Origin of the sequence: Pseudoalteromonas sp. SG41-5 (assembly GCF_014164495.1) — a bacterium.
Taxonomy (GTDB): Bacteria; Pseudomonadota; Gammaproteobacteria; order Enterobacterales; family Alteromonadaceae; genus Pseudoalteromonas; species Pseudoalteromonas rhizosphaerae.
Map to the genome: position 1 here is coordinate 79,347 of NZ_JACJFH010000001.1, position 12,038 is coordinate 91,384.

Consider the following 12,038-nt stretch of genomic DNA (forward strand, 5'->3'; position numbering starts at 1 on the left):
CCAACCATAAGGTTGGCATTTTTGTTGCTATTCTATATATTCCACTGCAAATACCTTAAAACACCGTTTTGTCTAAATTAACGACAATAATTGTTTAATTATTCATTAAAAGCAGAAAAGTTTGTATTAAAAGCTTGTAACAATTGGTGTTTGTAGATATACCTATAAATATTCGCGCCCGTAAATGGGCAAAACACATTTAAAATACTTGGTTAGAAATAGGCAACTATGGGCAAATCGCTAGTAATTGTAGAGTCTCCTGCTAAGGCTAAAACAATTAATAAATATTTAGGAAACGATTTTATCGTCAAGTCCTCTATTGGACATGTACGAGATCTTCCTACCTCCGGTTCAGGCAAAACCAAAACGGCTGCTGTAAAAACACCTGCAGAAGTACGTAAAATGGCACCAGAAGAAAAGGCCGCGTACAAAAAACAGCGTGATTATACAAATTTAGTAGCTCGAATGGGGATTGATCCAGATAAAGGCTGGGAGCCACATTACGAAGTATTACCAGGTAAAGAAAAAGTTGTTCAAGAATTACAAAAGCTCGCTGAAAACGCTGACCAAATCTATCTCGCAACGGATTTGGATAGGGAAGGAGAAGCGATTGCTTGGCACCTGCAAGAAATTATCGGTGGAGAGCCAGAAAAGTATAAGCGTGTCGTATTCAATGAGATAACTAAAAATGCCATTCAGGCCGCCTTTGAGGCCCCTGGTGAGCTAAATACCGACATGGTCTATGCCCAGCAGACTCGTCGCTTTTTAGATCGTGTTGTAGGCTTTATGGTATCGCCATTATTGTGGCAAAAAGTTGCCCGTGGTTTATCCGCTGGACGAGTACAGTCTGTCGCAGTACGTTTGTTAGTTGAGCGCGAGCGTGAAATTAAAGCGTTTATTCCTGAAGAGTTCTGGGATATTCATGCCGATGTGAAAAATACCGAGTCGGCACTTCGTTTAGAGGTGTTCAAACATGGTGATAAAGCCTTTAAGCCAGTCAATGAAGCGCAAGCTATGGCAGCTACTGCATCTTTAGAGCAAGCTGAATATAAAGTTGTTAGTGTTGAGGAAAAGCCAAGTAAAAGTCGTCCTAGTGCGCCACTAATTACTTCAACAATGCAACAAGCTGCGAGTACGCGTTTAGGCTATGGCGTTAAAAAGACCATGATGTTAGCGCAACGTTTGTATGAAGCAGGTTATATCACCTATATGCGAACTGACTCAACCAACTTGTCGAAAGATGCAGTTGCAATGTGTCGCGAGTATGTTTCGCAGCAGTTTGGTGATAAGTATTTACCAAAAGAAGCTATTAGTTATAGTTCAAAAGGCAATGCACAAGAGGCGCATGAGGCGATCCGTCCTTCAAGTGTTACTGTATTATCTGGTCACCTAGATGGCGTAGACCCGGATGCTAAAAAGCTTTATGAATTAATTTGGCGTCAATTTGTTGCGTGTCAAATGGTCCCTGCTGAATATGACTTAACAACATTAACTGTTACTGCCGCCGATTTCCAATTAAGAGCCAAAGGACGGGTGTTACGTTTTGATGGTTGGACTAAAGTACAACCAGCAGTTCGAAAAAAGAACGAAGAAGATCAATCACTACCAGCTATTAAAGAAGGCGAGATATTAAGCCTTGTTGAACTTGATCCAAAACAGCATTTTACTAAGCCGCCAGCACGCTTTAGTGAAGCGAGTTTAGTAAAAGAACTTGAAAAACGTGGTATTGGTCGTCCATCTACCTATGCATCAATTATTTCAACGATACAAGATCGTGGATATGTCCGTGTTGAAAACCGTCGTTTCTTTGCAGAAAAAATGGGTGAAATTGTCACCGATCGTTTAGTTGAGAACTTTACTGATCTGATGAACTTTGACTTTACTGCAAAAATGGAAGGCCGGTTAGATGATATCGCTGAAGGTGAGCGTGTCTGGACACAGGTACTTGACAAGTTTTACGCTGATTTTTCTACACAACTGACTTTAGCCAGTGGTGAAGAAGATGAAGGTGGGATGCGTAAAAATGAAATGGTCGAAACTGATATTGACTGTCCAACATGTGGCAGAAAAATGGGTATTCGAACAGCTTCTACTGGCGTTTTCTTAGGCTGTACAGGCTATAATTTACCGCCAAAAGAACGTTGTACTACCACTATGAACTTAGTGTCAGGTGATGAAGCGGTTGCCGCTGACGTTGAAGATGTCGAAACCGAAACATTGATGCAAATGAAGCGTTGCCCAATTTGTGAAACGGCAATGGATTCATACCTGATAGATGAAACTCGTAAATTACATGTTTGTGGTAATAACCCTGCTTGTAAGGGTTATGTCGTTGAGCAGGGCACGTTTAAAATTAAAGGCTATGATGGCCCTATCATTGAATGTGATAAATGCTCATCAGATATGCAGCTTAAATCAGGGCGCTTTGGTAAATACTTTGGCTGTAGTAATGATGAGTGTAAAAACACCCGTAAATTACTGCGTAACGGCGAAGCAGCGCCACCAAAAGAAGACCCTGTTCAGTTACCAGAGTTAGAGTGTGAAAAATCTGATGCATACTTTGTGCTACGTGACGGCGCTGCAGGTATTTTCTTAGCAGCGAATACCTTCCCTAAATCACGTGAAACTCGTGCCCCTAAAGTGGAAGAGTTACAGCGTTTTAGAGATCGTATTTCACCTAAGTTTTATTATCTAGCTGATGCACCAGTAAAAGATCCTGATGGTAACTTAGCAATTGTTCGTTATAGCCGTAAGAATAAAGAACAATATGTAATGACTGAGGTTGACGGTAAAGCAACAGGCTGGACTGCACATTTCAATGCAGGAAAGTGGGTTGAAGAGGCAAAGAAGAAAGCCGCACCTAAGAAAAAACCAGCCGCTAAAAAGGCAACAGTCAAGAAAGCCGCACCTAAAAAAGCCGCTGCAAAAACAAAAAAGGACGCTGAGTAGAATACTAAGCTCTGAAAACAAAAAAACCGGAATGCACACCCTTGTGTCAATTCCGGTTTTTTTAGATCAAAAATTATGCCTTTAGAGGCATTTTTGACGTTAGATTTTTACGTCAGTGACTTTTTTATAGCCTTCTGATTCAAGTTCATCATTTACGCACTTTAGTACGTATGGTTTAAGCTCTTCATTGCTGATGTCGTCGTCTTTAGCCCAGTTTAAACACATCTCAGTGTATTCTTTAATTGTTTCGGCGGAAGCTTCAACAGCATCGTCAGCAACAGCAAAAGTTGCATAAACTGCAAATAATGGCGCTACGATAAGCGCTAGCAATGCTTTTTTCATTCGTGTATTCCTAAAAAATGTAGTGACTGCTGTTTTATATTCAAAAACAACAGTGATCCAATCAAGCAACATGCTGTTGGTAAGTGATTCTTAAACGAAATGACAATAAAAGATAACGAAATATTTTTATCGTAAAGACAAATATAATGTAATAAGAGACGGTAAAATAATGAGAAACTTATGTTAATCAATGCTATCTTACGCCAGCTATCAATTTAGGAATAATTATGTCTCAAAGCCAACTACCTGACACCACACCTCGTGTTGCATCTAAACTAGAACAGTTTGTTGAAAGCTTTATTTTTCGAGCCCGCTGGCTACTAGCTCCCTTTTTTATAGGCTTACTCGTTGCAATTGTACTGTTACTTTTGAAGTTTTTTAAATACCTGTATCAAATGGCGATAAATACATTTAGCGCTACTAATGAGCAACTACTGGTGGGTATTTTGACCTTGGTTGATACCGCATTACTGGCAGGATTATTATTAATAATTATTTTTAGTGGCTATGAAAATTTTGTTTCTAAATTAAATATTGGTAATCATGAAGATCGCCCTGCATGGATGGGTAAAGTAGGTTTTTCTGGTCTTAAAATGAAATTGATCAGCGCAATTGTTGCCATTTCTGCAGTCGAACTGTTAAAGGTGTTTATAAGCTCTACTAGTCACTCAAGTGATGAATTGATGTGGAAAGTAATAATTCATGTTACTTTTGTGATATCAGGTGTGCTATTTGCTCTCACTGATTTTATAAATAGCAAAACTCACAATCATTAAATAGCAGATAACGCAACGCTATCTGCCTATATGTTTTGTTATTTAAAGATACTCAACCACATAGCCTTTAAACTCGGTTCTTTTGCGTACATATTCATACCCATTTTAAAAATACGAGCGGCAAATATACGTAAGTAATAAAAACAGCCAATACTGAGAAGCAGGGATAAGAGTGCTTGCCAAATTGGTATTTCAACTAATGACATGCGCACCGGCATAACCGCAAATGCCGTGATCGGCAAGTAACTAAGCACGATTGTTAAAACACTGTTTGGTGCATCGATAACAAAAAATGCAATCACGATAGGTGCCAATGGCAGCATCATTAAGGCACTTTTACTACTGTGATTAGGATCATCAATACCCGCTGCGATCGCAGCCATAAATGCAGCGCAGATGCCAAGACCTACAATCGCATAGGCTAACAACCAAGGCAGTAATGACCAATTAATAAAGTCTAAATTGAGGGCTTGTTGTTTAATGATAACGGTAAAAAATAGCATCGATAAAATAATCGATAGCAAGGTGCCAATCATGGTTTTTACTGCAAGTAATATTTGCCCAAGTAGCTTACCATCTATCCATGTTTGTGGTGTCATGGTGGCTAGCAATTGCTCCGTTACGCGGTTTTGCTTTTCACCGGTAATACTGACAAAGAGTTGGCTAAAGATCCCAAACATCGCAACAAATAATAATATCAGTACCCCAAATGCTGTGTATGTTTGACTACGATCAGCTTGATTTTTCAAAAGCTCGTCAAGTACCCTATGTTCAATTGAAATATTTTTCGTCAATCCTAGTCGTTGTTGCTCGCTTAAGCCTAAGCTATCAAATTGAGCTTGTTGCAATTGCGCTCTAAGGAGCGATTGCAATGTTGTTTGCCATGCTGATTTTACAGCCGTTATTAACGTATATGAGTGAGTCGCTTGGTCAAACTTAAGTACGCCATCATAGCCAGTATCCTCAGCTAAATTTGCAATGATGGCAGTTAAATCATCATGTTTGGTAAACTTAAATTGTGTCGATGTAGGCTCTGTTTTGACGCTAAACTCGAGGTTGCTTGCTAAATGATAACCTTGTTCAAGTTGACTGTTTGCAGTGGCAAAAAAATAAATAACTCCAGCAATAGCGAGCATGATCAACTTCGAAATAATTTCTTGTTTTAATTTAAAAAAATGCAAGAACTCCCATTTTGCAACAATCCAGAGCTGTTGCTGTGTAAGCGATGATTTATTCATAGCGTCGTTCCTTGATCCAGTTTAGCGTTATGCTCAGCTACTGCGTGTAAATAAATTGCATGCAGTGACTGAGCTTTATTTTTGAGTTCACATATTTCCCCGATGCTGATTAACTGAGGAAGTAACTGGTTAAGTGATTGGTGTTGCTTTAGGGTGATAGTTAGTTGCTGTGCTTTTATTTGCTCAACACAATAATGTTCACATAGTTGCTCAAAGTAAGTTTGATTAATTGGATCGTTGAATACGACTTGAATACTATTATTTTGCGCGCTTTGAAGTATATTACTGAGTTTGCCGTATAAAACACTTTCACCTTGATTTAATAGCAATACCCGATCAGCAAGTTTTTCTACCATCGCCATTTGATGTGCACTTAAAATAACGGTCATGCCTTGCTGTTTTAATTGCGCTAAAAATTCAACAACTAATTCCTGATTAATAGGATCTAAGCCAGAAAATGGCTCATCTAAAATTACCCATTTGGGCTTATGTAAAATTGCAGTGATCAATTGGATTTTTTGTTGGTTCCCTTTAGAAAGTGATTTTAAGGGGTCATTCAAGCGTGCGGTTAAATTAAATTTAGCTAACCAATAGTCACAGCGCTGCGTAAATTCGCTATCTTTTACGCCGTGTAATGCTGCAAAAAATTGTAGATTTTGTTTTATTGTTTTTTCAGGATAGAGGCCTCGGTCTTCTGGTAGATAGCCCAGTAAATGTGCCGGAATAGATGAATACGCTTGTCCTGCATCATTGAGTTGAATAGAGCCACTATCTGGAGAGGAAAAACCAACGATCATTTTTACTAATGATGATTTCCCCGCACCATTGGGGCCAAGTAAAGCAAAAATCTCTCCTGGTTGCACATCAAATGACAGCTTATTAACCGCAGTAACCGTTTTATAGTGTTTTTCAAGGTTGTTAATAATTAACGACATGTGATCCCTACAATATTGTTTTTTTTGAGTTTAATCGGTTACAACCAAGAATGTAACTACTACCAGAGATGAAATTGTAAGCAAAGATTATGCAATAATTAAATAAGAAGTGTGCAGACACTGCAGTTAATACATATTTGCAAAGCTAATGCAGTACAATCACAAGCTGATTAACTTTGTCTTGATGATAGTTAGGTATTTATTAATTTATTTTTCAAATACTTAACGATGAGCGCTGTAGTCTTACAGTTACTTTAGATGCGGTTCATGATGAAGCAAAACGACGGATAGTTTCGCTTTAATGAGCTGTATGAGTTAGTCACTTAGGGTGCAAATCTTCGCCATTATAGGCATAATGAACGCGATATTTCACGAGATTGGTGTAAGCAATGATAAAACAGTTTTTAGACGATCCAACTTTATTACTCAACGCCGTTGGTGAGGGAATATATGGCTTTGATTTAAGTGGTAATGGGGTATTTGTAAATCCCGCTGCTGAACGCATGACTGGATGGCATGCAGATGAGTTGCTGGGTAAAAAAATTCATCAGTACCATCATCATAGTCACGCTGACGGACGGCCATATCCAGCAGATGAATGCCAGATTTATTGCACTATGTTTGACGGCAAGCATCGCCATGTTAAAGATGAGGTATTTTGGCGTAAAGACGGCAGCTGTTTCGCGGTAGAATATACATCTACACCCGTTTATAAAAATAATCAGTTGATCGGCGCTGTCGCGATATTTCGCGATGTATCAAAACAACACCAGACAGAGCACGCACTGCGTGATGCTTTAGCGCAAGTGAATCACTTAAGTGAGCAATTAAAAGAGCAAAATAGCTATTTGATAGCAGAACTTAATGAAGATTGGCAAGAGTCTGGTTTGGTAGGCAAAAGCCACGTATTTCAAACCATGCTTGAGCAAATAAAACTTGTTAGCCCGACCGATAGCACGGTATTGATTTTAGGTGAAAACGGCACAGGAAAAGAATTAGTCGCTCGTAACTTACATCGCTTAAGTGGGCGCAGTGGGCAATCCTTTATTAAGGTTAATTGCGCCGCATTTACGCCAAGCTTACTTGAATCTGAGTTATTTGGCCATGAAAAGGGGGCTTTTACGGGGGCTAAGGAGCATCGTAAAGGACGTTTTGAGTTGGCTAATAATGGCACCATTTTTTTAGACGAAATTGGAGAGCTTGCTCTTGAAGCGCAAAGTAAGTTGTTACGGGTATTGCAAGAGCATGAATTTGAACGTGTTGGCAGTAGCCAAACACGTAAAGTTAATATTCGTGTAATTGCTGCGACTAATCGTGACCTATGGGCCATGGTGCAGTCAGGATGCTTTAGAATAGATTTATATTATCGACTAAATGTATTTCCAATCACAGTTCCACCACTGAAAGCGCGTAAAGAAGATATTCCATATTTGTGTAGTAATTTAATTGCGCAATTAAATAAACGTCTTGGTAAACAGCTCAAAGGACTCAGTGAAAAAGCCATAACACAGCTACAAGCTTATGATTGGCCGGGTAATATTCGTGAATTACAGAATGTACTAGAGCGAGAGGCTATTTTATCAAAGCAGTCTGTATTGCAGTTATCGCAACCACTTGATGCCAATGCTAGCGCTAACCTAAACACGGATCTGAGCCTTGACGAAGCGCAGAGACAGCATATCATCGCAGTATTAGAACTATCAAATTGGCAAATTTCTGGCAGTCAAGGCGCGGCAGTTAAATTAGGCATGCCGGAGAGTACGTTACGATCAAAAATGCGCAAGTTGATGATCCGTAAAAATCGTTAAATATCACGATACTCGCTAAATGTCGCGATTTTAGCGAGTTTATTAAATAAAAATTCATTAATATTCAACTACTTAATTTAATTTCTGTTTGGTCTGAAACTTGCAAACTTACGGGCCAAACCGTCACAGTAAGTAGTTATTATGAAATTTGATATTAAAGAAGAAGATATGATCATCAAGCCCTATAAGCATGAAGGGCCTATTTATATCCGTGAGCAAAAAGGATTTTTCCAGCGTATTCGCCGTAACCTTGGTTGGTTACTCATGCTTACATTCATTCTTATTCCTTGGATCCCATACAAAGGCCAGCAAGCGGTATTGCTAGATGTTGCGAGTCAAAAGTTTGCTATTTTTGGGCTGACCTTACTGCCCCAAGATTTTATGATCTTGGCGTTGTTATTTATGTTAGGTGCTTTTGCGTTGTTTTTTGTTACCAATTGGCTTGGCCGGGTATGGTGTGGATATACATGCCCACAAACAATTTGGATGCTGATGTTTTCATGGGTGGAGCAACGTATAGAGGGAACACGTAATCAACGTATAAAGTTAGATAAATCCGCGTGGACGTTATCAAAATGGCAGAAAAAAACAATCAAGCATAGCGCTTGGTTAATCATATCATTGTTTACAGCAACGTCATTTATGGCTTACTTTATTCCGGCTAAAAGCTTGTATGGGGATATGTTTACTCTGCAATGGTCGGGCATCACTAGTTTTTGGGTATTTTTGTTTGCCTTTTGTACTTATGGAAATGCCGGTTTCTTAAGAGAAAAAATGTGCACTATTGCTTGTCCATACTCACGGTTTCAGGCTGTAATGTTTGATAAAGATACATTACTTGTCACTTACGATAGTGCGCGTGGGGAAAGTCGTGGTCCACGTAAACGTAAGGCCGATCCTAAAGCGTTAGATTTAGGTGATTGCGTAGATTGCAATTTATGTGTGGAAGTGTGCCCGGCAGGGATTGATATTCGTAACGGCTTACAATATGAATGTATTAACTGTGGTTTATGTATCGATGCATGTGACGATACAATGGATAAGTTTGGCTATCAAAAAGGCTTGATCAAGTACGCAAGCGAAAAACAGATGGCTGGCGAGCAAACTAATCCATACCGGTTGAAACTGGTTGGTTATGGCGCACTCACGGTTTTATTAATGGTCAGTATGTTAGCGTGGTTAGTTCAACGCACGCCAATCGAAGTGTCAGTACTGCGTGATCGTAATGCATTATATCGAGTAAATTATGAGGGCTTAGTTGAAAACCCTTACACCTTGACAATAATTAATAAAACACAACAGTTACTGCATTACCGAGTAGCGATTACCGGTCTTGATGTGGCTAAGTTACAGAGCCCTCAACTTACAGCTGTCGAGCCTGGTCAAATGAAGCGCATCCCGGTCACTGTGGTTGCCGATGGCTATGATTTACCAAGTAAGCTCAATGAACTTGATTTTGTGATCACAGCCGAAGAAGATAGCAGTATTAATACATCAATAAGCAGTGTGTTTTATCGTAACTAAGTTATGCAGAGTGAAATTGAGCTGCATTATCGTTCATTGTTTGGTGAACAAAGGTTTTAGCTTGCACTAAACATTTAAACAGACGATGGCGAACATCCACGCTAAGGCCTGCATTTTGAATAATGCGTTGCATTTGATTGATTACGATAGCTGAATCAAAAATATAAGCGCTAGCAATACATCCATTACGAACCATGGCAGAGGCCAACACTGTAAGTTGTTGCTCTGCCTGAGGAGTTGCAGCCAACAAATTTTGAGAATCACTGATATATCCCCATGGTTTATTGGCAAGCTGACTAACCTGCTCAAATAAGCCATTGCTAAATGAGGTTACTAAACTGGCGTTAAGATTCCCGCAAAAATTAGCAATGATTATATTTTGCTCGCGGTGTAAACTAACCTGTCCATGTTTATTGCTAAATTTCAACGTGCTTCCTTGTAAGAAAATTTAAGAGCGCGAATTTTATACAATTAAAACGCGGAGTCTAGGTATTTTTTAATTTTTTATAAATTTGCATTAATTAATCAGTGAATAATATATAACCAGATTAAAAATGTCAGAATAGGGCCTAAATATAATTACCAATAGACCCTCGCAATAATTATTTTGTAAGCAGGTGATCTAATGCACCTTTAATTGCAGCCACCTGTGCTGTAATACATAGCTCATCTGTTGCCGTCGGACTATCTGGGTACACTTCTGTTGTGGTGACATACTGTGCATCTGTAAAGCCCATGCATAAACCGAGTTCTCGTGCTGCATAATTGATCACACCATGTTGTTCTAATGGCACTCCAATGAGTTGATTGTTTTCATCACTGGGGGCAATTTGAGTCACATTAGCAACAGTGTCAATAATCGCTTTTTGGAATTGCGGTTCAGGTTTATTGCTATCAGCGACAAGATAAAAACCATCAGGAATATTCCAATTAGTGTTCACTTTGCCATCACGAGCCGCAAGTGCAGGGCGAAACTCACTGTTGTCAGTGTCAGTTGTTTCATGCAGATCAATATGCGCTAATAAAGGTATATTTTGTGCTTTAATATAATTTATTAGTGCTGCTGACTCTGGTGCTGGGCTTGATGAATAAAACGAACGGTTTGGATCTATGGCTGCTGGGTTCCAGCGATTAATGGTTTCATATCCCCACGGGCTAATACAAGGAGCAACCAGTAAGTTAAACTCTTTAGCGTATTTCATACCTAGCGTTTTCATAAAATGTAATGCGCCATGAACACCGCTTGTTTCATAGCCATGTACGCCACCGGTGATCAATATGCTCGGTTTATTCGATGCCCACTGTTTTGATTTAATAATAAAAAGAGGGTAGCGAGTAGGATCAAAACTGAGCGCACCATATTGCTCAACCTCGAAATCATTATCCAGTTCGTTGATTAAAGTTACAACTTCAGATTGATAGCTACGTTTAATCGTTTGTAGGTTAAACCAGCACTGTTTATCTTTATCATTCCAAGGCGTGCCTTGAGTACCTATTGGATAGTTATTTTCGCTCATAGAACCTTCATTTATTACAATAAAGGTTTAGCTTATCGCTGTACTAACCTCACTGCAACTAGCTGCGACTAATACACAACTGTGAATTATATTTATAAGCTGTTTGAGGACTCATATAAATTGGCATTTTGGCGCTTATGGGCTTCAAATAAATAAGCCCTTAGATGTTCTTTCCCTTGATGAATATGAGTGATCTTGGCAGCCATGCCTCGCTTACTAAAGCGTACCGGTTTGATGTCGATAGTAATATTTTTTTTGTTTGGAAGGGTTAATTTTATCTGTTGCTCAATCGCTAAAGGAGCTTTTTGAGTCGTTGATTTTAGAAAAAGTCCAGTACTTGAGATTGATTCAACTTCAAAGTCTTGGCTCTGAATATTGAGGTTCCCGCCACGCCAACAGCGCTTTATTCCTTGTGTGTCGATGACCTCTGGTGCGCTTAATACAGGGGTTACAACGCCTGTTTTATCAATTCTTATTTCAAGTGGAAACCATAATTGATAATCGCCAACTTCAGCCAGTAGTGTTAATTTTGTATTATTTAGTAATTCAGCAATATTGGCAGGGATAGAGCTTTGTAATGTCAGTGTATGATTGTCCCTCAATTTTGAAGGAACCGTCACTTGGAAAAGATCTGATATAAAATTTAGTTCTTCATTGGTCATATCCATTTAGCATCTAATCCCATGCGGGCGATAATGTAGTTAATACCGTATTTTAAGTCGAGAGTTTATTCATACAATAATGTATAACGGCAGTGTAATAACATACTTGAGTTATTTAAGAAAATAAGCATATTGTGCGCCACAAAGTCGTCTTTTTGGATTGTTAAAATATATAAGAGCTAGCACTTTTATACACTGTCAGATGATAAATCTACCCCTATTTATTCTTACATGATAGTTTTTTGTTTGTTTAATAAACAGTGGCTAAGTTTTATTGCTAAAATAAC

General features: G+C 38.9%; 10 protein-coding genes. 4 read left to right on the plus strand and 6 right to left on the minus strand.

Annotation, left to right across the window (positions count from 1 at the left end):
• The first annotated feature begins 228 nt into the window (after positions 1–228).
• Positions 229–2,949 carry a type I DNA topoisomerase gene (gene topA, locus H5232_RS00385; RefSeq protein ID WP_182830440.1) on the plus strand — a complete coding sequence of 907 codons (2,721 nt, stop codon included), beginning with the start codon at positions 229–231 and terminating at the stop codon, positions 2,947–2,949.
• Between the two features lie 99 nt (positions 2,950–3,048).
• On the opposite strand, the gene H5232_RS00390 is transcribed toward topA, so the two are convergent.
• Complete coding sequence (locus H5232_RS00390; protein WP_149981038.1) at positions 3,049–3,291, minus strand: hypothetical protein; 243 nt, start codon at positions 3,289–3,291, stop codon at positions 3,049–3,051.
• Between the two features lie 227 nt (positions 3,292–3,518).
• Here H5232_RS00390 and H5232_RS00395 point away from each other — a divergent pair, with 227 nt between their 5' ends.
• On the plus strand, positions 3,519–4,067 hold the full coding sequence (locus tag H5232_RS00395; RefSeq protein WP_145233766.1) for a TIGR00645 family protein: 549 nt from the start codon (positions 3,519–3,521) through the stop codon (positions 4,065–4,067).
• A 38-nt stretch (positions 4,068–4,105) separates the two neighbouring features.
• Here H5232_RS00395 and H5232_RS00400 read toward each other — a convergent pair whose 3' ends face one another.
• The gene (locus H5232_RS00400) at positions 4,106–5,305 is read right to left on the minus strand and encodes an ABC transporter permease (protein WP_182761307.1); all 1,200 of its coding nucleotides are present in this window, start codon (positions 5,303–5,305) and stop codon (positions 4,106–4,108) included.
• On the minus strand, positions 5,302–6,240 hold the full coding sequence (locus H5232_RS00405; protein ID WP_149981041.1) for an ABC transporter ATP-binding protein: 939 nt from the start codon (positions 6,238–6,240) through the stop codon (positions 5,302–5,304). Before H5232_RS00405 ends, H5232_RS00400 begins: the two co-directional genes overlap by 4 nt.
• Before the next feature lie 389 nt (positions 6,241–6,629).
• Here H5232_RS00405 and H5232_RS00410 point away from each other — a divergent pair, with 389 nt between their 5' ends.
• Together H5232_RS00410 and ccoG are read left to right on the plus strand one after the other, a co-directional pair.
• Positions 6,630–8,048, plus strand: a complete 1,419-nt coding sequence (locus H5232_RS00410) for a sigma-54-dependent Fis family transcriptional regulator (protein ID WP_182830441.1) — start codon at positions 6,630–6,632, stop codon at positions 8,046–8,048.
• Between the two features lie 141 nt (positions 8,049–8,189).
• Positions 8,190–9,572, plus strand: coding sequence for a cytochrome c oxidase accessory protein CcoG (gene ccoG / locus H5232_RS00415; protein WP_182739245.1), 1,383 nt, complete (start codon positions 8,190–8,192; stop codon positions 9,570–9,572).
• Position 9,573: 1 nt separating this feature from the next.
• On the opposite strand, the gene H5232_RS00420 is transcribed toward ccoG, so the two are convergent.
• The 3 genes from H5232_RS00420 to H5232_RS00430 all read right to left on the minus strand — a co-directional run bounded on the left by H5232_RS00420 (position 9,574) and on the right by H5232_RS00430 (position 11,757).
• Positions 9,574–9,999, minus strand: coding sequence for a hypothetical protein (locus tag H5232_RS00420; RefSeq protein ID WP_182739246.1), 426 nt, complete (start codon positions 9,997–9,999; stop codon positions 9,574–9,576).
• Positions 10,000–10,174: 175 nt separating this feature from the next.
• Positions 10,175–11,089 carry a M14 family metallocarboxypeptidase gene (locus H5232_RS00425; protein ID WP_182739247.1) on the minus strand — a complete coding sequence of 305 codons (915 nt, stop codon included), beginning with the start codon at positions 11,087–11,089 and terminating at the stop codon, positions 10,175–10,177.
• 92 nt (positions 11,090–11,181) lie between these two features.
• The gene (locus H5232_RS00430) at positions 11,182–11,757 is read right to left on the minus strand and encodes a hypothetical protein (protein WP_182717882.1); all 576 of its coding nucleotides are present in this window, start codon (positions 11,755–11,757) and stop codon (positions 11,182–11,184) included.
• Positions 11,758–12,038 lie beyond the last annotated feature (281 nt).